General features: G+C 71.2%; 16 protein-coding genes. 8 read left to right on the top strand and 8 right to left on the bottom strand.

Translation table 11 applies throughout. The annotated features are described in order from the left end of the window. Position 1 precedes the first annotated feature (1 nt). Positions 2–2722 carry an FAD/NAD(P)-binding protein gene (locus tag ACIRB4_RS18280; RefSeq protein ID WP_403292370.1) on the bottom strand — a complete coding sequence of 907 codons (2721 nt, stop codon included), beginning with the start codon at positions 2720–2722 and terminating at the stop codon, positions 2–4. Between the two features lie 175 nt (positions 2723–2897). Here ACIRB4_RS18280 and ACIRB4_RS18275 point away from each other — a divergent pair, with 175 nt between their 5' ends. The 5 genes from ACIRB4_RS18275 to ACIRB4_RS18255 all read left to right on the top strand — a co-directional run bounded on the left by ACIRB4_RS18275 (position 2898) and on the right by ACIRB4_RS18255 (position 10322). Then, positions 2898–3377, top strand: coding sequence for an RrF2 family transcriptional regulator (locus tag ACIRB4_RS18275; RefSeq protein ID WP_403292368.1), 480 nt, complete (start codon positions 2898–2900; stop codon positions 3375–3377). Positions 3378–3896: 519 nt separating this feature from the next. Then, on the top strand, positions 3897–4118 hold the full coding sequence (locus ACIRB4_RS18270) for a type A2 lantipeptide (RefSeq protein ID WP_403292366.1): 222 nt from the start codon (positions 3897–3899) through the stop codon (positions 4116–4118). 117 nt (positions 4119–4235) lie between these two features. Continuing rightward, positions 4236–5045 (top strand): HlyD family efflux transporter periplasmic adaptor subunit, encoded by an 810-nt coding sequence (locus ACIRB4_RS18265; protein WP_403292365.1) that lies wholly within the window; start codon positions 4236–4238, stop codon positions 5043–5045. After that, on the top strand, positions 5042–7315 hold the full coding sequence (locus ACIRB4_RS18260; protein ID WP_403292363.1) for an NHLP family bacteriocin export ABC transporter peptidase/permease/ATPase subunit: 2274 nt from the start codon (positions 5042–5044) through the stop codon (positions 7313–7315). The genes ACIRB4_RS18265 and ACIRB4_RS18260 overlap by 4 nt, the downstream gene beginning before the upstream one ends. Positions 7316–7388: 73 nt before the next feature. After that, positions 7389–10322, top strand: coding sequence for an NHLP bacteriocin export ABC transporter permease/ATPase subunit (locus ACIRB4_RS18255; protein WP_403292425.1), 2934 nt, complete (start codon positions 7389–7391; stop codon positions 10320–10322). Positions 10323–10362: 40 nt separating this feature from the next. Here the strand turns inward: ACIRB4_RS18255 and ACIRB4_RS18250 are convergent, their stop codons facing one another. From ACIRB4_RS18250 to ACIRB4_RS18225, 6 genes are all read right to left on the bottom strand, one after another. Beyond that, a complete protein-coding gene (locus tag ACIRB4_RS18250) occupies positions 10363–12777 on the bottom strand; it encodes a glycoside hydrolase family 65 protein (RefSeq protein ID WP_403292362.1) in 2415 nt (804 codons plus the stop codon). Between the two features lie 2 nt (positions 12778–12779). Continuing rightward, complete coding sequence (locus tag ACIRB4_RS18245; RefSeq protein WP_403292361.1) at positions 12780–13574, bottom strand: HAD family hydrolase; 795 nt, start codon at positions 13572–13574, stop codon at positions 12780–12782. Positions 13575–13822: 248 nt separating this feature from the next. Then, positions 13823–15292, bottom strand: coding sequence for a non-reducing end alpha-L-arabinofuranosidase family hydrolase (locus tag ACIRB4_RS18240; RefSeq protein WP_403292359.1), 1470 nt, complete (start codon positions 15290–15292; stop codon positions 13823–13825). Between the two features lie 38 nt (positions 15293–15330). After that, the gene (locus tag ACIRB4_RS18235; RefSeq protein WP_403292357.1) at positions 15331–16161 is read right to left on the bottom strand and encodes a carbohydrate ABC transporter permease; all 831 of its coding nucleotides are present in this window, start codon (positions 16159–16161) and stop codon (positions 15331–15333) included. After that, the gene (locus tag ACIRB4_RS18230) at positions 16158–17102 is read right to left on the bottom strand and encodes a carbohydrate ABC transporter permease (RefSeq protein WP_403292355.1); all 945 of its coding nucleotides are present in this window, start codon (positions 17100–17102) and stop codon (positions 16158–16160) included. Before ACIRB4_RS18230 ends, ACIRB4_RS18235 begins: the two co-directional genes overlap by 4 nt. Before the next feature lie 127 nt (positions 17103–17229). Further along, positions 17230–18519 (bottom strand): extracellular solute-binding protein, encoded by a 1290-nt coding sequence (locus tag ACIRB4_RS18225; protein ID WP_403292353.1) that lies wholly within the window; start codon positions 18517–18519, stop codon positions 17230–17232. 243 nt (positions 18520–18762) lie between these two features. Here ACIRB4_RS18225 and ACIRB4_RS18220 point away from each other — a divergent pair, with 243 nt between their 5' ends. From ACIRB4_RS18220 to ACIRB4_RS18210, 3 genes are all read left to right on the top strand, one after another. Next, positions 18763–19776: a LacI family DNA-binding transcriptional regulator gene (locus ACIRB4_RS18220; protein WP_403292352.1), complete on the top strand. Its 1014-nt coding sequence runs from the start codon at positions 18763–18765 to the stop codon at positions 19774–19776. Between the two features lie 9 nt (positions 19777–19785). After that, complete coding sequence (locus ACIRB4_RS18215; protein ID WP_403292350.1) at positions 19786–22059, top strand: glycoside hydrolase family 3 N-terminal domain-containing protein; 2274 nt, start codon at positions 19786–19788, stop codon at positions 22057–22059. Between the two features lie 82 nt (positions 22060–22141). Next, entirely contained in the window at positions 22142–23590 is a 1449-nt protein-coding gene (locus ACIRB4_RS18210) for an endo-1,4-beta-xylanase (RefSeq protein WP_403292349.1), read from the top strand. A 67-nt stretch (positions 23591–23657) separates the two neighbouring features. Here the strand turns inward: ACIRB4_RS18210 and ACIRB4_RS18205 are convergent, their stop codons facing one another. Continuing rightward, on the bottom strand, positions 23658–24248 hold the full coding sequence (locus ACIRB4_RS18205) for a snapalysin family zinc-dependent metalloprotease (protein ID WP_403292347.1): 591 nt from the start codon (positions 24246–24248) through the stop codon (positions 23658–23660). Positions 24249–24265: the final 17 nt, after the last annotated feature.

Genomic DNA, 24265 nt, shown 5'->3' with positions numbered 1-24265 from the left:
CTCACCCCCGCAGGTCGGCCAGGCGCCGGCGGTCCAGCGGGGAGGAGCGGCGGTCGAGGCGTTCTTCGAGGAGATGTCGGGCGGCGTCGCTGTGGCCCGCCTCCATCAGGGCGTACAGCAGGGTCTCCTCGACGACCTCGCGCTGGGCGGCGCTGCCGCCGACGCGGCGCAGCGAGGGCAGCAGCGCGCGCAGGCCCCGCACGGCGGTCGTCCAGCGTTCCTCCAGTACGGCCTCCAGCGCCCGGCACAGCGGCTCGACGACCTCGCGCTGCACGGGGTCGGCCTGGGCCGCGTGGGTGCGCAGGCGCCGGAGCGCGGGCAGGTCTCCGGCCGCGGTGAGGGCGACGGCGCTGTGCAGCGCCGTGAACGCCGTCGCCGGACGTTCGACCAGGTCGACCGCGACCGCGTCCAGTACGCCGTCGACGGGCATGCGGCCCGTCCAGTTCCGGGTCATCCGGGCCCGCCACAGGAGCGATCCGGAGTCGACGAGGGCTCGTACGCCGTTCACCCGGCACGGGGCGAGCTGGGCGAACCAGCGGCGGCGCACCGCGGCGGAGTCGTCGAGGGCGAGTTCGTGCAGGGCGACGTGCCAGGAGAAGTGCGCCCGGTGGACGGCTCCGCGTCCCTGGCCGCCGATCCAGTCGTCGAGCCAGTCACGGCCGGTCCGGTGTTCGCCGGACTCGTAGTGGACGTGGGCGAGGGCGTGGACCGCGTGGCCGGAGGCGGGTTCGGCGGCGAGCGCCTCGCGGGCGAGGGCGCCCGCTTCGTCGACGTGGCCTTCCTCCTGGCGGAGGAAGGCGAGGAGCGAGGTGTGGAACCAGTGGCCGTCGTAGGCGGGTGCGGTGTGCGCCACCAGCCGGTGCGCCAGTGTGCCGTCGAGGTCGCCGACGCCGGAGAAGGCGATGGTGGGGACGGCGGCGCTGAGCGCGAGGGCGTCGCCGGGATGGCGGTCGAGGTGGTCGACGAGCGCCGTGTCGCCGTCGGACGCTCCCTGGCCGGGGTCCGTCGCGCTCCCGCCGCCGTCGTACGACCGGATGCGGCGGGTGACGACGTCGACGAAGGAGCGTTCCCGCTCGTCGCCGCGTTCCCGTACGGCACGCTGGGCGTCGGCCAGTCTCCGGGCCACGTCGACCTCCGCGCCGCTCTCGTGTCCGAGCAGGGCGAGTGCGGCGTGGCCGAGGGCGAAGCCGGGGTCGAGCTCGGTGGCACGTACGAACGCGTCGGCGGCCTTGGCCCGTACGGTGATCACGCGGGTGAGTCCGGTACGGAAGGACGCGGCCGCGGCGGCATGGGTGGAGAGCGGCAGACCGAACTGGTCGGTGGGGCGGCGCCGGGCCGGCCGTGGGGCGGGGGCGAGCGGGGCGAGGAGGGCCTCGGCGACGTCCCGGGCCTGCGTCCGGATCTCCGGGATCGCGGTCGTCTCCCACAGCTCACCGCGGCGGGGCGCGCCCAGGGTGAACAGGGCCCGGCGGGTGTGCCCTTCGGCGTCGAGGAGGCGGCCGCCGTCGGTCGCGACGCCGATGCCAAGGGGTCCGGGCACCGCGAGCCCGGCGGTGAGCAGCCCGCCCCACAGCGGGTCGCCGGCCGTGTCGAGCCGCAGTCCGGGCCCGGTGCAGTCCACGACCCACGCCACGGTCAGGACGCGGCCGTCGGCCAGGGACACGGCGAGCCGGCCGTCGTCGCACGGCTCGGCGGACGCGATACGGCCGGCGTGGACGCGCAGCCGGCGGGCGGCGCGGGCACGGTCGACGGTCTCGGCGGTGGTGGGCGCCATCCGGTGCCGGTGGACGTTCCACCGGGTGGCGTCGCGGCCGAGGAACTCGGCCCGGTCGTCGTCGCCGAGAGCCTGCCAGAGCTCGGCGATGTGCGGGCGGAGCCCGTCGAGGGCGGGCCGCCAGTCGCCGTGGTCGCGCAGCGTCGTGGCCAGATGGCGGCGGAGGACCGTACGGATCCGGTGGAGCGGGAGGTCCTTCAATCCGGGGGGCGGTGGTACGGGCGGCAACGGGGAGACGGCGTGCGCGCGGGGCAGGAGCCCGCCGCGCGACACGGCGTGCACGGTGCGGCCGGGGCGGTCGAGGACGAGGGCGAGGTCGACGGCGGTGAGGCCGGTGCCGACCAGGAGGACGTCGTCGGCCTCCCCCACCTTGTCGAGCGCGCCGGGCGCCCAGGGGCGTGCGATGAACCGGTCGGAGCCGCGCAGCTCCGCCGGCGCCCAGCCGGCCGTTCCGGCCGCCGGTCCCGTGGCCAGGACCACGCTGTCGGCCGTCACCGTGCCGCCGTCGGAGAGGCGGAGTTCGAGGCGCCCGTCGGCCGTGTCCGCGCAGTGCGTCGCCCTCGTCCGCAGTCGGCGGACGGCGACCGTGCCGTGCGCGGTGATGACCGCGCGTCCGAGGGTGTCGGCGAGGTACGAGCCGTAGCGGTAGCGGGAGGCGAAGTCCCCGGCCGTGACGGTCGGTTCGCCGTGGTGGCAGAGCCAGCGCTGGAAGTGGCCGGGGTCGTCCGGGTAGCAACTCATGCCGCCGACGGGGACGTTGAGCCGGTGTTCGGGGACCTCGGTGGCGTAGGCGGTGCCGCGGCCCGCCTCAGGCGCGGGATCGATCAGGACCACGTCGAGCGGGGTGCGCCGGCGTGCCGCCGTCTCGCACAACTGGACGGCGACGAGCGCCCCGGCCGCACCTGCTCCGACGACTGCCACGGTCGATCGCGGTTCAGCGGACACCACGGATACCTCCGGCTCCAAGGCGGGCCCTGCACGGGGTGGTTCACGGCGGGCGGGCGTCCACCGCGAAGTTCACTATGTCGATGAACAATGTGAAGTGACAAGCCCGCCCGGCGCTCCGCCCGCCGTCGGCGGCCGTTCCGGATCGATTTCCCGCCAGTCGTGAGACATTGAGTCGGTGAGGATCTCAGCAAGAACGGACTACGCGGTCCGCGCCATGGCGGAGCTGGCCTGCTCGACGGAGCACCCACTGAAGGCGGAGGACATCGCCGGCCGCCAGGACATCCCCGTCCGCTTCCTCTTCGTCGTCCTCAGCGAGTTGCGTCAGGCCCGGCTGGTACGGAGCGTGCGCGGGCCCGACGGCGGCTACACGCTGGCCAGGCCGCCGGCGGAGATCACCCTCGCGGACGTGATCCGCGCGATGGACGGACCCCTGGTCAGCGTGCGCGACCTGAAGCTGACGGGTCTCGAGTACCAGGGCGCGGCGGCGCCCATGCCGGATGTGTGGCGCGCGGTGCGCGCCAGTCTGCGTCATGTCCTGGAGGGGACGACACTGGCGGACCTCGCTTCGGGAACCCTGCCGGAGCTGGTGCGGGAACGGGCCCGTGAATACAACGACGACGTACGGACATATCCGTCGCACCCGCATCCTCTGTAAGAGAAGGCAGCGTTTCACCCGGGCCGCACAACGACGTTGTGCGGCCCTTTCTCTCTGTGGGGACAGACAGTTCCTTCCGCCGATTCCCGGGAACTCAGGAACTTCGGAACTCCGGGGAGAAAAGCGACGTCCTGCGGCGGTCGCCTGATCTGCACACCGAATACGCAGGGAACACACGCTCTCCCGATCCCCTCCCGGGGGGCGGGGTGGCTCGGGCCGGCCCTCGGCCCGTCTGGTGCGGAATGTCTCATTCCGACTCAAGGGGCCGGTGACGGACGGCGAGCCGAGTCGGGCGATCCTGTGAAGAAGGTGGCACCAACTCATGGACGGATATGCACGTCTCGGCAATTCGCGGCCGGTACATGCACGTTGAAGCCGTTGTTCGATTGGCTGGCCGTCAGGTCGACGTGCTTTGATCCAGCACACCGCGGAAGTTCCCCCTCCGGATCGGCGCCACCGGTCCGGCCCGTGCGTTCGCGGTTGTTTCGATACGTCCCCATGTGAAGGGAAACTCACATCATGAGCTTCGTCCCCACCCAGGAGATCTCCGACGCCGACCTGGACAACGTGTCCGGTGGCCTCGGTGGCGGCGTGGTCGCCCACTCCACCGTCGCTGTCAACGGCATCTTCCCGGAGGTCGCTCCCCTGGCCGCCACCGCCGTCGGCACCGTGGAGGGCGTCACCGGCCTGAACACCGCGCCGCTCGCGGGCATCGCCTCCGCGACGATCGCCGGCGTCTGATCTCTCGGACGTCCGAACCCGCCGTATGCCCCGGATCCGCATCGGATCCGGGGCATACGCCGCGTCGCTCCCCGGAGCGAACAGAACCGTGCAGCAACGCAGTCGAGGAAGAGTGTCGTGCAGTTCCGCCAACAGGCCCTTTCCAAGCTGCGGTCCTCCGAGGACATCGACCTGCCGGTGCGCTTCGCCCGCCCACAGGGCTGGCTCGTTCTGTCCGTGACGGTCGTCGTGATGATCGCCGCGACCTTCTGGGCCATGACCGGCACCGTCTCGACCACCCTCGAAGCCCCCGGGATCCTCACCCACGCGCAGGGCAGCTACGTCCTGCAGAGCCCCGCCGCCGGACAGGTCACCGACGTGCTCGCCGCGGAGGGCGCGCGGCTTCCCGCCGACGCCCCCCTGCTGAAGCTCCGTACCGCGCGGGGAACCGACGCCGTCGTCCGCACCCTCGCCGCGGGCCGGCTGACGGCCCTGGTCACCGGGATCGGCTCCGTGGTCACCGTCGGCGCCGACGTGGCGGCGGTCGAACGCGTCGCCCGCCCTGACGATCCGCTGATGGCCGTCGTGTACGTACCGGCCGACGGCGCGTCGACCGTCCCCGTCGGCGCGGCGGTGGACCTGAGCGTCCAGTCGGTCGCGGCCCGCCAGTACGGCGTACTGCGCGGCCGGGTGAAGTCCGTCGGCCGCACCGCCCAGACCGCCCAGCAGATCGCGGCCTTCCTCGGCAGTGGCCAGCTCGGCGAACAACTCGCCCGGCAGGGACGTCCCGTACCCGTCCTCGTACGGCTCGAACGCGCCGAGAACACCGAGTCCGGCTACGCCTGGTCCTCCGCCGGAGGCCCCCCGTTCCGACTGGAGTCGATGACGCCGGCCGGCGCCACCGTCCGGCTGGCCGCACAGCACCCGATCGATTGGCTGCTCCCATGACGACCCAGCAGCTGCCCCCGGCCGGCCGCCGCCGGCACCGACCGGAAGCCGCTCCCGGCGGCCGGCGAGCCCAGCGCGGAAGGCCCGCGCCGAGGGCGAAGAGGCAGAAGGCGACGAAGCACAAGGCCGTGCGCACGCCCACGGTCCTCCAGATGGAGGCCGTCGAGTGCGGCGCCGCCGCCCTGGCCATGGTCCTCGCCCACTACGGCCGGCACGTACCGCTGGAGGAACTGCGCATCGCCTGCGGGGTGTCCCGTGACGGCTCGCGCGCCAGCAACGTCCTCAAGGCGGCGCGCTCGTACGGCCTGCAGGCCAAGGGCATGCAGATGGAACCGGCCGCGCTCGCCGGGGTGCGGCCGCCGGCCATCCTCTTCTGGGAGTTCAACCACTACGTCGTCTACGACGGCATGGGGCGGGGCCTGCGGCGCGGCGGCGTGCACATCAACGACCCCGACAAGGGCCGCCGCTTCGTGCCGACGGAGGACTTCGACACCAGCTTCACAGGCGTCGCCCTGATCTTCGAACCCACCGCCTCCTTCCGGCCGGGCGGCCGCAAGCCCGGCATCCTGCGCGCCCTGCCCGCCAGGCTGCGCGGCACCACCGGCACGCTGCTCGCCACCCTGCTCGCGAGCCTCCTGCTGGTCGCCGTCGGCGCCGCGGCGCCCGCGCTGAGCCGTACGTACATCGACCGCTTCCTGATCGGCGAGCAGACGTCCCTCCTCGGGCCGCTCTTCGCGTCGATGGCCGCGCTGGTGGCGCTCACCGCCGTGCTGACGGGCGTACAGCAGGCGAACCTGCTGCGCGGACGCATCATCTCGTCCACGCTGAGCAGCGCCCGGTTCCTGCGGCACCTGATGCGGCTGCCCGTCACGTTCTTCGCCCAGCGCAGCCCGGCCGATCTCGTGCAGCGCCTGCAGTCCAACGACGCCGTCGCCGAGACACTGGCCAGGGACCTCGCCGCCGCCGGGGTGGACGGCATCGTGGTGATCCTCTACGCCTTCCTGCTCTGGACGTACGACCCCCAACTCACCGTCGTCGGCGTGCTGATCGCGCTGCTCAACGTGGTCGCGATGCGGATCGTGATCCGGCTGCGCGCCAACGACACCCAGAAACTGCGCGCGGACAGCGCCCGGCTCACCACGACGTCGTACACCGGTCTTCAGCTCATCGAGACGATGAAGGCCACCGGCGGTGAGAACGGCTTCTTCCGCCGGTGGGCGGGGCAGCACGCCACCACCCTGGAGGTGCAGCAGCGCCTCGGCGTGCCGAGCGCCGTCCTCGGCGTCGTCGCGCCGACCCTCGCGACGCTCAACAGCGCGCTGATCCTCTGGATCGGCGGACTGCGGGCGGTGGAGGGCCATATCTCGATCGGCCTGCTCGTCGCGTTCCAGGCACTGGTCACGCGCTTCACCGCGCCGATCACCCGGCTCAACGGGGTGGCGGGAAGGATCCAGGACTTCGCCGCCGACGTGGCCCGGCTGAAGGACGTCGAGAACTTCCCGGTCGACTCGGTGTACTGGGGCCGCGACACCGAGGAGAGCACGCGCCGGCTCAGGGGCCATGTGGCGCTGGAGAACATCACCTTCGGATACAGCCCGCTCGACAAGCCGCTGCTCAGCGACTTCTCGCTGACGGTGGGCCCCGGGCAGCAGATCGCGCTCGTCGGCGGCTCCGGCAGCGGCAAGTCCACCGTCTCCCGGCTGATCTCCGGCCTGTACAGCCCGTGGGAGGGGACGATCCGCATCGACGGCCGACGCCTTGAGGACATTCCGCGTGGCGCGCTCGCGGCCTCCGTCTCCTTCGTCGACCAGGACGTGTTCCTCTTCGAGGGCACGGTGCGGGACAACGTGGCCCTGTGGGACCCGTCGATACCGGACGAGGCGGTCGTCACCGCCCTCAAGGACGCCGCGCTGTACGAGGTGATCGCACGGCGGCCGGAAGGCATCCACGGCCGGGTCGAGCAGGACGGCCGGAACTTCTCCGGCGGTCAGCGGCAGCGTCTGGAGATCGCCAGGGCGCTGGTGCGGCAGCCGAGCATCCTAATCCTCGACGAGGTCACCAGCGCCCTGGACGCGGAGACGGAACGCGTGATCATCGACAATCTGCGGCGGCGCGGCTGCGCGTGTGTCGTCATCGCCCACCGGCTGAGCACGGTCCGGGACAGCGACGAGATCCTGGTCCTCGACCACGGCTCGGTCGTCGAACGCGGCCGGCACGACGAGTTGGTCGCCGCCGGGGGGCCGTACGCCGCGCTGGTCAAGGAGCACTGACGTGTCATCCGTTCACCACCAGCCCGCGGACCCGTCCGGGTACGCCACCGCAGGACAGGGCGGCACGGACCTGGTGATCCACGCCCTGGGCGGCCTCGGTACGCCCGTCGACTGCACCGGCCTGCGCACCCTTCCGCTGGAAGGGCCGCAGGTGCTGTGGCTCGTCATGGCCGGAGCCCTGGACCTGTTCGCGTACGACCCCGTCCAGCAGGGCCAGTGGCACTTCCTCGGCCGTCTGGAGACGGGGAGCCTGCTGCTCGGCCCGGTCGAGGGGCCGCAGCACACCCTGCTGGGCAGGCCGTCGCAGGACTGCCTGATGCGCCGGATCGCGCTGCGGGAGCTGTACCGGCCGGAGCACGACGGGGCGTACGGCGTGCAGGGGGCGCAGGGTGTGTACGGAGCGGGGGACGGCGCGTACGGGGAATACGGCTCAAGCGGCTCGTTCGGCGCGCACGGCGCATACGGGCAGGACGAGGCGTACGCCTACGGAGCGTACGGCGTCCCGCCGACACCGCCGACGCCGCTGGAGCACGCCTTCGCCCTCGGCACCGGCCGCGCCCTGAGCGTGCTGTTCGAGGCTCCGCTGAACGGCCGCCCCGCCGGCGACGAGACCATGGCCGACGACGACATCCTGTGGATGTCGGTCGAACCGGGCAGTGTCCGGTACGGCGCCTCCTTCAGCGCGGAGGCGGCGGCCGATCTGCTGATCGACGGCGCGATGTGGCAGCGCATGGTGAACCAGCAGCAGCGGCTGCTATTCGCCGTCGACCGGTGGATCGAGGGTCTCGAACGCGCCCACGAGGACCGGACCGCGCAGGGCATCAAGGCCGGCGCGGCCGTCCGTGCCCGCGCGAACGAGGCACTGCTCGCCTCCATCGGCAGGCCGGACCGGAGCCGGCGCGGTGGCGTGCGGGTGGACGGCTCGGCCGCGGGCGCGGGCACCGGTGACGACGAAGCGGAGTACGCCGTCTGCCGTCTCGTCGCCGCAGCGGCCGGAATCGACCTCGCCGAGCCCCCGCGAGGCGGCGCCGCGAACGAGCGCGTCACGCCGGTCGAACGCATCGCGTCGAGCTCGCGTGTCCGTACCCGCGCCGTCCGGCTCGCCGGGGACTGGTGGCGCACGGACAGCGGACCCTTGGTGGGGCATCGCGCCAAGTCTGGAGCGCCGGTCGCGCTGCTGTGGCGGCGCGGGCGGTACGAGGCGGTCAACGCGTCCACCGGGCGGCGGCAGCGCGTCGGCCGGGAGAACGCCGACGAGTTCGAGCCGCGGGCCGTCATGTTCTACCGACCGCTCCCGGACCGGCCCATGACGCCGTGGCGGCTGCTCCGCTTCAGCATGCGCGGGACACGGCTGGACCTGCGGAACCTGCTCCTCGCCGGTCTGGTGACGGTGGGTCTGGGCGCTCTGGTGCCGATCGCCACCGGCCGGATCCTCGGCGTCTACGTACCGAAGGGCGAGAGCGGTCTCATCGTCCAGGTCTCGCTCGCCGTCATGGTCACCAGTGTGGTCACCGCGGCGTTCATGCTGCTGCAGAACCTGACCGTCCTCAGGCTGGAGGGCCGTATCGAGGCGACTCTGCAGCCCGCCGTGTGGGACAGGCTGCTGCGGCTGCCGACGGCGTTCTTCGCCGAGCGCTCCACCGGGGAGCTGGCGAGCGCGGCGATGGGCATCAGCGCCATCCGCAGGGTGCTGTCCGGGGTCGGTCCGGTGGTCGTGCAGGCCTGCACGGTCGGCGTGATGAACGTCGTCCTGCTCTTCTGCTACAGCGTGTCGCTCGCTCTGGTGGCCCTCGCGATGCTGGCCGTGGCAGCGGCGGTGTTCCTCGGGATGGGTCTGTGGCAGCTGCGGTGGCAGCGGCAGCTGGTCGAGCTCGGCAACAAGCTCAACAATCAGGCGTACCAGACCCTGCGCGGGCTGCCGAAGCTGCGGGTCGCCGCGGCGGAGAGCTTCGCCTACGCGGCCTGGGCGCGTGAGTTCGCCCGCTCCAGGGAGCTGCAGCAGCGGGCGGGCCGGATCAGGAACCTGACCACGGTCCTCGACGCGGTCTGTCTGCCGCTCTGCTCGCTCACGATGTTCATGCTGCTGGCGGGGCCGGCCCGCGGCAGCATGTCGGCCGGAGCCTTTCTGACCTTCAGCACCGCCCTGACCATGCTGCTGACCTCCGTCACCCAGGTCACCGGAGCGCTGGTCTCGGCGGCTGCCGTGATGCCGATGTTCGAGCAGGTCAAGCCGCTTCTCGACGAGGCTCCGGAGGTCCGGGGCGCGGGCGCGCAGCCCGGTGCGCTGTCCGGCGGGATCGAGGCCCGCGGACTCTCCTTCCGCTACTCGGACGACGGCCCGCTGGTGCTCGACGACGTGTCCCTGGAGGTACGTCCGGGCGAGTTCGTGGCGGTCGTCGGGCCGAGCGGCTGCGGCAAGTCGACGCTGCTGCGGCTGCTCATCGGCTTCGACCGGCCGACGTCGGGCAGTGTGCTGTACGACGGTCAGGACCTGGCCGCGCTCGATCAGGCGGCCGTCCGCCGGCAGTGCGGGGTGGTGCTGCAGAACGCGCAGCCGCTGACGGGATCGATCCTGGAGTGCATCTGCGGCGCCGAGAGCTTCTCCGAGGAGGAGGTGTGGGAGGCGGCCACGATGGCGGGTCTCGCGGAGGACATCAAGCGGATGCCGATGGGGCTGCACACCCTGATCTCCGGCGGCGGCGCCATCTCGGGCGGGCAGCGGCAGCGGCTGATGATCGCGCAGGCCCTGGTCAGGCGCCCGCGCATCCTGTTCTTCGACGAGGCGACCAGCGCGCTGGACAACGAGACCCAGCGCATCGTGATCGAGAGCACGCGCAGCCTGGAGTGCAGCCGTCTGGTGATCGCCCACCGGCTGTCCACGGTCATGGACACCGACCGCGTGATCGTCATGTCTGACGGCCGCATCGTCGAACAGGGCACACCGGCGGCGCTCCTCGCCGACTCGGGCGGCTTCCTGCACGACCTGGTGCGGCGCCAGCTCACGTGACATGAACCGCCTGGTGGCGGGAGGTGGCGCCGTGCGGCGTTCACCGGGTCGTGAGGCGCAGCTCGACCGATGCGCCCGGTTCCACCGACACGGCGTGGTCGCGCAGGCGGACCTCGATCGGTGACATGTCCGAGGGCGGCACGCTGACCCGCATGCGGCCCGGCCTTACCCGCAGCCCCACCCCCCAGTGGCCACGGTAGCGGATGGAGAATCCGTACTCGGTGAAGCTCGGTGAGGGCACCGGGTCCAGCCACAGGGCGTCTGCCCGGGTCTCCAGGCCGGTCAGGCCGCGCTGGACCAGGTCGATCGTGCCGGCCATCGCGCCCAGGTGGATGCCCTCTTCCGTGGTGCCGCCCTGGAGGTCGGCGACATCGCCCTCGATCGCCTCCTGGACGTACGTCCACGCCTCCCCCCGGCGCACCCGGGCCAGCACCCAGCCGTGTACCAGGCCGCTGAGGGTGGAGCCGTGGCTGGTGCGGCGGAGGTAGTAGTCGACGGTGCGGCTCCAGGTCTCGTCGTCCAGGTCGTAGCCGAGCCGGCGGAAGATGCCGGCCAGTTCGGTCGGTGAGAAGAGGTAGCCGAGCATCAGCACATCGGCCTGCTTCGACGCCTGGTAGCGGTTGACGGTGTCTCCCTCCGCCTCCAGGATCCGGTCGAGCCGCCTGATGTTGCCGTACCGGGCCCGGTAGGCGTCCCAGTCGAGCTCCGCCAGCCGGCCGAAGCCGTCGAACTGGCTGATCACCCCTTGGTGGAACGGGACGCGCAGTTTGCGTGACACGTCCTCCCACAAGGCGGTCTCCCGGTCGTCGAGACCGATCCGCTCGCACAGCTCCACCCGGCGCGGTTCGGGCAGTTCCTCCAGCAGATGCAGGGCGCGGCCGAGGACCCAGGCCGCGCTGACGTTGGTGTAGGCGTTGTCGTCGAGACCCGGCGTGAGACGGTCGGGATAGTGGTCGTGGTACTCGTCCGGCCCCATGACGCCGAGGATGCGGTAGCGGTCGGTGTCGGCGTCGTACGTGGCCGAGTCGGCCCAGAAGCGGGCGATCTGCGTCAGCATCTCGGCGCCCTTGGTGTGCAGGAACTCGTCGTCGCCGCTTGCTTCGTAGTACCGCCAGATGTTGTACGCGATCGCCGATCCGACGTGGTGCTGGAGATGCGAGTAGTCGGGAAGCCACCGGCCCGAGTGGGGGTTGAGGTGCAGCTGCTGGGTCTCCTCGCGGCCGTCGCTGCCGCTCTGCCACGGGTAGAGGGCGCCCGCTCTGCCCAGGTCGCGAGCGGCGTTGCGCGCCTTCGCCAGTCGCCGGTGGCGGTAGAGCAGCAGCGCACGGGAGACTTCCGGCAGGTGCAGGTTGAGGTACGGCAGGACGAACAGTTCGTCCCAGAAGACGTGCCCACGGTAGGCCTCGCCGTGCAGCCCTCTGGCCGGGACTCCGACGTCCAGTTCGGCCGTGTGGGGCGAGAGGGTCTGGAGGACGTGGAAGAGGTGGAGCCGCAGGACGCGGCCGACGTCCCCCGGCACGTCCAGGTCCGCTCGGCGCCAGAGCTGACGCCAGGCCGCCCGGTGCGAGTCGAGCAGGTTCGGGAAGGCGGGTGCGCGCTCGACGGTGTCGATCGCCGCGTGGAGCGGGTCGCTGATGGCGGGATCGCGCGAGGTGTACAGGGCGACGACCTTGTCGACCGCGCGGGGGCCGCCCGACGGGGTCAGACTCAGCCGGAGCGTCTGAACGGCTCGAAGCGGCTCGTGGGCGGTCCGGACCTCGGCCACGGGGTCGTCGGCGGTGGTACGGGCGGCGAGACCGATCCGGATGTCGGACGTGCTGGTCCTGCAGCGCAGCCAGACGGTGTCGGCCCCGCCGTCACCGGCGTTGACGTGGACCAGGTGGTTGCCGTTGAGCTGCTGATAGCGGGCCACTCCGCTGTTGGTCACCGAACCGTCGAGGGCGGCTTCCACCTCGATGTCGGCGGACCAGCCTCCCTCCGCGGTGAACTCGGTTCGCAGGGCGGCCAGGTGCGGGTCCCCCATGTGGACGAGGCGCAGCTGGCGGACGGCGAGCACTCCCCCGTCGACCTCGTACTTCACCGTGCGCTCCAGCACGCCGGTGCGCAGATCGAGACGCTGGCGGTGTTCACGCAGCGCGTCGCTGTCGGGTGAGAACCAGGACGTGTCGCCCTGCGGGCTGTAGATGCGGAAGCGCAGGGGGAGCCAGTTGGGCAGATTGACCATGTCCTCGTTCTCGACCTGGCGGCCGGCGATGTCCGAGGTGAGCCGGTTGTAGCAGCCAGCGGCGTACGTGCCGGGGTAGTGCACGGCGTCGGCCACGCACTCGGGTGCGGCGCCCCGGGTCGCCATATAGCCGTTGCCGAGGGTGCACAGGGCCTCTCGGAGTCGCTCCCGGCCCGGATCGTAGCCCTCGTACTCCCAGCTGTGGTTGGTCTCCGGGATGTGCTCGGCCATCGTCAGCCCTCGGTGGAGTCGGTGAGCAGTTCGGACAGGTCGGTGACGGCGAGGTCGGCGCCGCGTTCGAGGAGCGCGTCCCGGTAGGTGGTGCCGGGCGTACGGTCGACGCCGACGACGAGGCCGAAGCCGCCGCGCCTGCCGGCCTCCACCCCTGCCAGGGAGTCCTCGATCACCGCCGTACGTCCGGGAGGGGCGTGGATCCGTCGGGCGGCTTCGAGGAACAGGTCGGGGGCGGGCTTGCCCGGCAGGCCGAGCCGGGTCGCCTCGGTTCCGTCGACCACCGCGGTGAAGTACGGCAGGGTCCCGGACCGGTCGAGCAGTTCTCCGGCGTGCCGGGACGCGGAGGCGGCCGCCATGGGGACACCGCGTTCGCGCAGCCGTCGCAGCAGACGGAGCGTCCCCGGGTAGGCGTCGACGCCCCGGGTTCTCAGCCGTTCCGTGAAGAGCCGTTCCTTGTGGGCGGCCACTGCGCCGACGGTGTCGGTGCCCGGGGGGTCGTCCAGGGTGCCGAGGGGGAGGGCGACCTTACGTGCGGCGAGGAAGGACGCGGCTCCGTCCATGCGGGTTCTGCCGTCGACGTACCGCAGATAGTCGTCCTGGCCGAACGGGCGGCGCGCCTGGGGATCGGCCGGCGGGTGGGCCCGCAGACAGGCGTCGAAGGCCTCTTTCCAGGCGGCGGCGTGGAGGCGTGCCGAGTCGGTGATCACCCCGTCGGTGTCGAAGACGACGGCCGCCGCGTGTGCCAGACGATCGGCGGGGGTGGGGGCCTGTCCCATGGAGGCTTCGGCGCTCATGGACGACCGCCCTGCCGCCAGGGCCCTGCCGTACAGGAGTCCGTGCTCATCTCGCGCCTCCCCGTCACCGCCGCCGCGCCTCCTCGACGGACGCCGTCCCATAGTGGCAAGTCCGCAGGTGCTTCGGCGGAAGGCACCACGTGGGAAGGGGGTGAGCCCTTCCCGTCGAGGTCGTCCCGCGGCGGGCTCGGCCTTCCGCCGAGCCCGCCACGCCGGCTCCGCTCCGGAGCCGGATCCGTGTCATGCCGTCAGCGCTGCAGTGTCAGCAGAGCGGGCCGGTAGGGCCACAGGCCGTAGTCGCCTCCGGAGTCGGGGGCGCGTCCCTGGTAGAGGAACCGCAGGTCGCAGGGATCGACGGTGAAGGTCTGGTCGGCGCTGGTGCGGATCAGTTCGCCATGGCTGATGTCATTGGTCCAGGTGGCACCGGTGTTGGCCTTGCCCGCGAACGGGTTGCTCTCGGTCGCGGCCTGGGGCGTCCACGAGCCGTCCAGGCTGGTGGCCGTGAACGAGCGGAAGTAGCGGCCCTGCGCGCCGATCGCCTCGACGATCATGAGGTAGCGGTTCTGGCCCTGGAGCTTGTAGACCTGGACGGCTTCGAACAGGTTGTTGGTCGTGTCGCTCATGACCACGGTCGATGTCGTGCCGAAACTGCCCGGGAAGTTCCCGATCGGCATGCTCGCCCGGTAGATCTTGCCGTTGTCGCCGGCGAAGAACAGGTACATGTGCGTGCTGTCGCCGATGAGTGTCTGGTCGATGGGTCCTGTCGAGGAGCCGGTGATGCTGCCGGAGAAGAGCGCCTGCTCCGATGACCAGCCGTTCGGGTTGGTGGGGTCGCTCGACGTCCGGTACGAGAAGGCGGTCCTGCCCCACTGGTAGGCGAGCACCCAGATGTTCTTCGGCGCGAAGTGGAAGAGCGTGGGCGCGACGGCCGAGTTCGACATCGTGTTCTGGCCGGCCGAGGCCATCTCCGACCAGTTGGTGAACAGGCCGAAGTTCATCGACCCCCACTTCGTCCCGGTGTCGTGCGTCGTCGCATAGACGAGCTGCCGGCCGTTGTAGGGAGCGACGGTGAAGTCCTTCAGCGAGACCCAGCCCGGCTTGGGCTGCGCCAGCGGGCCCGTCGACGTCCAGCGGTACGTCGACGGAAGACCGCACGGGCCGGGGCCGCCGCCGTCGACCCGGACGAGCCGCCACTGCTGGTTGGCGCCGCCCCAGTCGTCGTACTGGACGATGTTCGCGTTGTCGGCGGTGGAGCCGCCTTGTACTTCGAGGGCCTTGTCACTGTGGCGCGCGATGAACCTCACGTAGCCGTCCGAGCTCTCGGCCGGCCGCCACTGCTGGTTGGCGCCGTTCAGGTCGGCCCACTGGACGATCGGGCCGCCGTTGGCGGTGGACACGTGGTGGACGTCCAGCACCTTGCCGGAGTGGCGGGACTTGATGCGGTAGTAGCCGCCGCCGGAATCGACGAACTGCCACTGCTGCTGGGCCTGGTCGTTCCTGGTCCACTGGGTGATGCGGGCACCGTCGTGGGTCGCCAGGTTGTGGACGTCCAGGGCCTTGCCGCTGTTGCGGTTGACCAGCACGTACGAGGCGTTGGTGTCGATGGTCGCCGCGGCGGCGGCGGGCGGGGCACTGAAGAAGGCCGCCAGGAGCAGTAACGGCGCGAGGGCGGCCAGCAGGCGTTTCAGGTGGACCGGGGAGGGAGGGTGAGACCACATGAGGAGAGCTCCTTCGGGGGGGTGGTAGACCGGACGGGTCAGCCTTTGGTGGCGCCCGCGGTGAGGCCGCCGATCAACTGCCGCTCGGCAACGACGTAGAAGGCGAGGGCGGGAACCATGGCGAGCACGATGTAGGCGAGGACGAGCGCGTAGTCGGTCGAGTACTGGCCCTGGAACTGCTGGACGCCGACCGGGATCGTCTGCCATCGCGGATCGTTGAACACCAGCAGCGGCAGGAGGAAGTTGTTCCAGCTCGCGACGATCGCCAGCACCGAGACCGTGCCGAGCGCCGGACGCGCCATCGGCAGCAGGATCTTCCAGAAGAAACGGAACTTGCCGCAGCCGTCCACGATGGCCGCCTCCTCGACCTCCGCCGGGATGGTCCGGAAGAAGCCGCGCAGGATGATGATCGTCATGGGGAGCCCGAAGGCCGCCTGCGGGAGGATCACTCCGAGCGGGTTGTCGAGCAGGTCGATGTCGCGCAGCAGCAGGAACAGCGGCAGGACGGCCACCGCGAACGGGAACATCAGCCCGATCGTGAACAGCCCGTAGAACAGCTCCCTGCCCGGGAAGGCGTAGCGGGCGAGCACGAACGCCGCCATGGCGGCGGCAGCCACCGTGCAGCATGTCGTGCCGAGCGCGATGCCCGCGCTGTTGGCGATCTGCCGCCAGAACGTCGAGTCACCGAGGATGCCGGTGTAGTTGCCGGTCTTCCAGTGCTCCGGCAGCCCGAACGGGTTGGTCGTCAGCTCGCCGGTGCTCTTGAACCCGGAGATCACCGCGTAGATCAGCGGCACGACGACGAACGCGCCGATCAGCCAGACCACGGCGTGCAGCGACAGGCCGCGTGCCGTCCTGCGGGCGTTCATCGACCACCGCCCGGGGTGACGGCCCCGCTCAGGTCACGGCGGAGCACGTACCGCTGGTAGAAGAGGGAGAAGACCAGACTGATCATGAACAGCACCACGCTGATCGCACTGGCGTAGCCGACCTGGTAGCGCTTGAACCCGTACTGGAACATCGAGATCGCCATCGTCTCGGAGGAGTGGTTGGGCCCGCCCGCGGTCATGACCCAGACGAGGTCGAAGAGCTGGATGGCCCCGATGACCGAGAGGAAGACGCTGATCCGGATCGTCGGGCCGAGCAGCGGCAGCGTCACGTGCCGGAAGCGCTGCCAGGCGCCGGCGCCGTCGATGGCGGCGGCCTCGAGGATCTCGCCCGGGATGCTCTGCAGCCCGGCGAGGAGGAGCATCATGTGGAAACCGAAGTACTTCCAGGTCATGACCAGGAACAGGGTCGGCATGACCGTCGAGGGATCGGCGAGCCATGTGCCCCGCAGCCCCTCCAGGCCGAGGGCGCCGGCGAGATGGTCGGCCATGCCGTCGCCGGGAAGGAAGATCATCGTGAAGAGGACCGCCGTGACCACCTCGGACAGGATGTACGGCGCGAAGAACAGCATCCGGTAGACCGCCCGGCCGCGCAGCCTCTGGTTGAGCAGGACCGCGGTGAGCAGTGCGAAGGGCAACTGCACCGTGAGGGACAGGGCGATCAGGTACAGCCCGCGGCCCAGATCGCCGAGGAAGACCTGATCGCGGAAGAGCGCGGCGTAGTTCGCGAACCCGACGAAGTCGTCCATGGGGCCGACCCCGCCCCACTTGAAGAAGCCGGTGTAGACGGCGACGGCGATCGGGGCGAGGACGAAGACGAGGAAGAGGACCAGAGCGGGGACGAGGAACCAGGCGACCGACGCCCAGTCTCCCCACGCGCGCAGGAGCGACCGGGCGGCCGCGGCGCGCGGTCGCGTCGGCACGGCGCCGCCCCCCGTACGCTTCGAGGCCGGGCTCTCGGTCGGGTCCTCTGTCGGGTTTTTGGCCGGACCCTTGGCCGGGCCCCCGGTCGGGTCCTTGGTCGGTTCCCCGGTCGGGGTGGACACGGAGCTAGGCACTCTTCGCAGCCTCGGTGATCGACCGGGTGACCTGCTCGGGCGTCTTCTCGCCCGCGATGAGGTCGGCGACGCTGTCGTTGACCTCCTGGCCGACCGCCGGCGGATATGCCTGGTCGAGGAAGAGCTGGAAGCCCGTCGCCTTCACCAGGCTGTCGGCCACCACCTTCCTGTTGGCGTCGGTGAGCCGGCTCTCCGCGCCCTTGACGACGGGCAGGAAGCCGTTGGACGCCAGCAGCTTGGACTGGTTCTCCAGCACGAAGAACTTCAGGAAGTCCATCGCCTCCTTCGGGGCGCCCTTGCGCAGCGCGAAGCCGCTGCCACCGCCGAACACCTCGGTGGCCCGGCCGGCACCGCCGTCGACCGTCGGGAAGGGGAAGAAGCCCAGGTCCGCTCCGAGATCGGCGCCCGCGTCCTTCTGCACCGACGGTCCCCACTGCCCCATCAGCTCCATGGCGGCCTTGCCGTTGCCCATGGTCGCGGCCTGGCCCCCGGGGGTGGAGTAGCCGGCGCCGAGGAAGGCCGTCTGGAACGGCTGGAGGTCGACCAGCTCCTTGAGGTGGGTGCCCGCCTGGACGAAGCCGGCGCCGGTGAAGTCCTTCGTGGTCGCGGCCTGCTGCAGCGCGGGGAGGCCCGCGACGCGCATCGCGAGGTAGGCCCAGTAGTAGTGGCCCGGCCATTTCTCCTTGCCCGCGAGGGCGATCGGAGTGACGCCCGCCGCCTTGAGCCTCTCGACGTCTTCGAGGAGCTCGGCCCAGGTGGCCGGCGGAGCGGTGATCCCGGCCTTGGCGAAGAGCTTCTTGTTGTACCAGAAGCCGACCATGCCGACGTCGTAGGGCACCCCGTAGGTCCGGCCCCCGAACTGATAGGCCTGCAGCGAGACCGGGGTGAGGTCGGACGACCAGTCGAACGCGTCGGTGAGGTCCTCGACAAGACCCGCGTCGACCTGCTGCCGCAACACGCCGCCGCCCCAGGTCTGGAAGACATCTGGGAGTTTGCCCGAAGCGGTGGTGGCGGTGAGCTTGGACTTGAACGCCTCGTTCTCCAGCGAGGTCGCCCTGATGGTGATGTCCGGGTGCGCGGCCGTGAACGCCGAGGAGATCTGCGGGAAGAGGGACTTGCCCGGTTCCGTCGTGGCGATGTTCCACCACGCGAGGGTCACCTTGCCGTCGGCCGCCGGCTTGCCGCCGGAGTCGTCACCGCCGCAGGCCGCCAGCGGGACGGACAGCGCGGTCAGACCCGAGAGCGCCAGGAAACTTCGTCGGCTCGGGGCGGTGCTGGCCATGGGACCTCCGGGGTGGGGAATGCCGATGCACGCTCGAAAATGTTTCGTAAATCTCTCGAATTCGGTGCTGGCATAAACTAGGAACGCGAGCCTTCCCGGTCAAGGCCTGTCACCGAACTCCCCGAGAACAACTGGGTTTTCTGGGTTGACAAGCAGGTCGCACCGACCAGAAACTTCTTCGAAAGTTTGCGATACCTGTCGCCAGCCCACGGCGTCCGCGCAGATCCGCACAGAGGAGAGAAGTTGAGCGAGCCCCGTCCGACCCTGGCCGTCATCGCCGCGGAGGCAGGGGTCTCCCAGGCCACCGTGTCCAAGGTGATCAACGGCCGCTCCGATGTCGCACCCTCGACACGCGAACGGATCGAAGGCCTGCTGCGGTCTCACCACTACCTCCCCCCGGGCCGGCATGGCAGGGCCCGCAGGTCAGGTCTGGTCGACCTGATCATCGGAGGACTGGACAGCGCGTGGGCGGTGGAGATACTGCGCGGCGTCGAGGCCGAGTGCGCCCAGCGGAGCGTCGGCACCGTCGTGTCGCTCGTCCCGCCGGGCGAGGCCACGCCGTCGAGCTGGGCCGCACTGCCGGTCCTGCACCACAGCGACGGCGTCATCCTCGTCACCGCCTCGGTCACCCGAGCCCAGCGCGCCCAGATCGAACGGGCCGGGGTGGCACTGGTCGTCATCGACCCGATCGATCTGCCGGGCAACGGTGTGCCGAGCATCGGCGCGACCAACTGGGCGGGCGGCCTCGCCGCCACCGAGCACCTGCTGGAGCTGGGGCACCGCCGGATCGCCACGATCGGCGGGCGCAAGGAGATGCTCTGCAGCCAGGCCCGTATCGACGGGTACCGGGCCGCGCTGGAGCGGGCCGGGATCGAGCTCGACCGCGACCTGATCCGGTTCGGGGACTTCCAGCACGAGGGCGGGTTCCGGTGCGCCCAGGAGCTGCTCGCCCTCCCCGAGCCGCCGACCGCCGTCTTCGCCGGCAGCGACCAGCAGGCGATGGGCGTCTACGAAGCCGCCCGGCAGCTGGGGCTGAGCATCCCGGAGGACCTCAGCGTGGTCGGCTTCGACGACCTGCCGATGTGCGAATGGCTGTCGCCGCCGCTGACGACGGTGCGTCAGCCGCTGGAGGAGATGGGCCGGCTCGCCGCTCGCACCCTGTTCCAACTCCTTGAGGACCAGCCGCTGGTCAGCCCCCGGATGGAGCTCTCGACCGAGCTGAAGGTCCGGCTCTCCACCGCCCCGCCCCGTGCCTAGGAGAACCCCTTGACCGAGCCCTGGCGTGATCCCCTCCTGCCCGCGTCCGTGCGAGTCGCCGATCTGCTGCAGCGGATGACGCTGGAGGAGAAGGCCGGTCAGCTCGCCGGCTTCTGGGCGTTGCCCTCGGATCCGGGAACACCTGTCGCGCCGATGGAGGATGATTCCGGCGAGTCCGCGCCCGGCCTCGACGACATCGTCGCCCACGGGCTCGGTCAGCTCACCCGGGTGTACGGCACCGCGCCGGTCACCGCGGAAGCCGGGATGGAGCGGCTCGCCTCGCTGCAGCGGCAGGTGACCGGATCCGGCCGGTTCGGGATCCCGGCGATCGCGCACGAGGAGTGCCTGACCGGGTTCATGACGTTCGGGGCGACGGTCTTCCCCGGGCCGCTGGCCTGGGGTGCGTCCTTCGACCCCGACCTCGTGCGCCGGATGGCCGCCGCCATCGGCGCGGGGATGCGGCGGGTCGGCGTCCACCAAGGTCTCGCTCCGGTGCTCGACGTGGTCCGCGACTACCGGTGGGGCAGGACCGAGGAGTGCATCGGCGAGGATCCGTATCTCGTCGGAGCGATCGGCACCGCCTATGTGCAGGGCCTGGAAGGCGCGGGGATCGTGGCGACGCTCAAGCACTTCGCCGGGTACTCGGCCTCGCGCGGCGGCCGGAACATGGCCCCCGTCGCCTCGGGGCCGCGCGAGTTCGCCGACGTGCTGGTCGAGCCCTTCGTACGGGCCCTGCGCGAGGGAGGCGCCCGGTCGGTGATGAACAGCTACACCGACGTGGACGGCGTCCCGGTGGCCGCCGACGAGCGGCTGCTGACCGAACTGCTCAGGGGTGAGCTGGGTTTCAGCGGTGTGGTCGTCGCCGACTACTACGCCGTCTCCTTCCTGGAGACCCGGCACGGCGTCAGCGGATCGCGCGGCGCGGCCGGCGCGCTGGCGTTGACGGCCGGAATCGACGTCGAACTGCCCACGGCCCGCTGCTACGGCGAGCCACTGACCGGACTCGTGCGGTCGGGAAGCGTGTCCGAAGAGCTCATCGACCGGGCCGCGGAACGGGTCCTGCGGCAGAAGGCCGAGCTCGGCCTGCTCGACTGCGGCTGGGAACCCGTCGAGCCCGAGCCGGTCGACCTCGATCCGCCGGAGAACCGGGCGCTGGCCAGACTCCTGGCCGAACGGTCCACCGTGCTGCTCGCCAACGACGGCACCCTGCCGCTGCGGCCGTGCCGGGTCGCGATCAGCGGGCCGTACGCCGACGACCCCCAGTCCTTCCTCGGCTGCTACTCCTTCCCCAACCACGTCGCGCTGCCCGGTGACCTCGGTCTTGAGATCCCGACGCTCGGCGAGGCGCTCACCGCAGCCGGGTTCACGGTCACCGCGGACGATCCGGACGTGAACGTGCTGGTGCTCGGGGACCGGGCCGGCATGTTCGGCCGGGGCACCTCCGGAGAGGGCTGCGACGCCGAGACCCTCGACCTGCCCGGCGACCAGGCCGCACTCGCCTCCGCCGTGCTGGACTCCGGGGTGCCGACCGTCCTGGTCCTCGTCTCCGGACGGCCCTACGCGCTCGGCACGCTGGCCGAGCGCGCATCGGCCGTGGTGCAGTCCTTCTTCCCCGGCGAGGAGGGCGGGACGGCGCTGGCCCGGATCATCAGCGGGGCCGCGGAACCGTCCGGGCGGCTGCCCGTCTCCATCCCCCGCCAGGTCGGCGGCCAGCCCGGCACCTACCTCCGTGCCAGGCTCGGCGGGCACACCGACTGGAGCTCGGTGGACCCGACTCCGCTGTTCCCCTTCGGGCATGGGCTGAGCTGGACCAGCTTCACCTGCTCGGACCTGTCGGTGGATCCCGTCGCGGCGACGGACGGGACCGTCGCCGTTTCGGTCACCGTACGCAACGTCGGCGAGGTGGCCGGGACCGAGGTGGTCCAGCTGTACCTCTCGGACCCCGTGGCGTCCGTCGTCCGGCCGCAGCGGTGGCTCGCCGGATTCCGCAGGGTCGAGCTGCGGCCGGGCGCGGCCGCCCGGGTCACCTTCTCCGTCCACGCCGACCGCACCTCCTTCACCGGGCTCGACCTGCGAAGACGAGTGGAACCCGGGGAGATCGGCGTGGCCGTCGGACGGTCCAGCGGCGATCTTCCGCTCCGGGGCTCCTTCACTCTGGAGGGTCCCGTACGTCACCCGGGGCCCGACCGGGTGCTGTCCGTACCGGTCGAGATCGTGCCGGTTCCACCTACGGCGCCTGGCTCCGGGGCGACGGATATCGGCGTTCCCGAGCATGCGAACTGAAGGGAGTACCCCGGCGTCGCACACGCGGATTCGTTCTGCCGCGCTCTCCTCCTTCCGTGTTCTCTCTCCTGGAGGTTCAGTCATGGGCTCAACAGCCATTTCCCCACCCGCCGTCCGCCGGAAGACGGGCGGTCGCCGGACAACAGGCGCTCTGTTATCGGCCCTGGTCCTCGGCGTCCTCGGGTCGGTCGCCCCGCTCGTGCCGGCACCGACCGCACACGCCGCCGAGAGCACACTCGGCGCCGCGGCGGCGCAGAGCGGTCGCTACTTCGGCACCGCCATCGCCTCGGGCAGGCTCAACGACTCGGCGTACACGGCGATCGCGGCCCGCGAGTTCAACTCCGTGACGGCCGAGAACGAGATGAAGATCGACGCCACCGAACCCCAGCGTGGCCAGTTCGACTTCACCGCCGGTGACCGCGTCCACAACTGGGCGGTGCGGAACGGCAAGCAGGTGCGCGGCCACACCCTGGCCTGGCACTCCCAGCAGCCCGCCTGGATGCAGAGCCTCAGCGGCAGCGCGCTGCGCCAGGCGATGATCGACCACATCAACGGCGTGATGGCCCACTACAAGGGCAGGATCGCCCAGTGGGACGTCGTGAACGAGGCCTTCGCCGACGGCACCTCGGGAGCCCGGCGCGACTCCAACCTGCAGCGCACCGGCAACGACTGGATCGAGGTCGCCTTCCGCACCGCGCGCGCCGCCGACCCGGCCGCCAAGCTCTGCTACAACGACTACAACGTGGAGAACTGGACCTGGGCCAAGACGCAGGCCATGTACGCCATGGTCCGCGACTTCAAGCAGCGCGGCGTGCCGATCGACTGCGTCGGCTTCCAGTCCCACTTCAACAGCGGCAGCCCCTACCACAGCAACTTCCGCACGACTCTGCGGAGTTTCGCCGCTCTCGGCGTCGATGTGGCCATCACCGAACTCGACATCCAGGGCGCCTCGGCCACGACCTACGCCGACGTGACCAACGACTGCCTGGCCGTCCCGCGCTGCCTCGGCATCACCGTCTGGGGTGTGCGCGACACCGACTCCTGGCGGCCGGAGCACGCGCCGCTGCTGTTCAACGGCGACGGCGGCAAGAAGCCCGCCTACACCGCCGTCCTCAACGCGCTCAACGCCGCCTCCCCCGCCCCCTCGCCCGGTTCGGGACAGATCAAGGGCGTCGGTTCGGGCCGCTGCCTGGACGTGCCCGGCGCCGGCACCACCGACGGCACCCAGGTCCACCTGTGGGACTGCAACAACCGCACCAACCAGCAGTGGGCCTACACCGCCGGAGGCGAGCTCAGGGTCTACGGCGACAAGTGCCTGGACGCCGCCGGCACCGGCAACGGCGCCAAGGTCCAGATCTACAGCTGCTGGGGTGGCGACAACCAGAAGTGGCGCCTCGATTCCGACGGATCCATCGTCGGCGTCCAGTCCGGCCTCTGCCTCGACGCCGTCGCCCACGGCACCGCCAACGGCACCCTGATCCAGCTCTACTCCTGCTCGAACGGCGGCAACCAGCGCTGGACCCGCACCTGACCTGTCGCGACAGGATGGGCGCCCGACCGTGGAAGACGGTCGGGCGCCCTGCCCTCAAGGCGCTGGGTTACGGGGCGTCCACGAGGATCCGGCCGTCGGCGGGGATGCTCGCGGCGGCGCCGTTGGCGTAGGCGGACTCCACCCGGGCCTGCTCGGTCGCGTTGGGGACCGCGTTCCTGCAGGCCGTACCGGCGCTCGATCCCGACATCAGCTGCGAGCACGGGCCGGGCTTGGTGTCGGGGAGGCCCAGGCTGTGGCCGAGTTCGTGGGCGGCGATGCGGGTCTTGTCGTAGCCCTGGGCCACCGCCTGGCTGCCGAGCTCGACGCGCACCTGCCTGCCCGGACGGACGGGGCCGAGAGTGGCCTGGGGCCAGCCGGTGGTGGCCACGATCACGATCTCGGCGCGGGTGCCCGGCGCGGCCTCGACCAGCCTCACGTTGTCGACGTTGGCGTTCCATGAGGCGACGCCTGCGGCGATGGCGGACTCCCAACCGGCGGCCCGGCTGTCGTCGTAACGAAGTGTCACCACCGCAGACGCGCCCGCCGTCGACGGCAGCGACGCGGGGGCGGGGGCGGGGGCGGCGTTCGCGCCCGTCGCCGTGGACAGGACGACCGCTGCGGCTAAGGTGCCCGCTTTCAGCCATGTACAGAGCGGCATTGCTGCTCCTTCACTCG

Source organism: Streptomyces sp. NPDC093600, assembly GCF_044764755.1.
Classification (GTDB): Bacteria; Actinomycetota; Actinomycetes; order Streptomycetales; family Streptomycetaceae; genus Streptomyces.
Note: the sequence above shows the minus strand (reverse complement) of the source record. Positions and strands in the feature narration are given on the sequence as shown.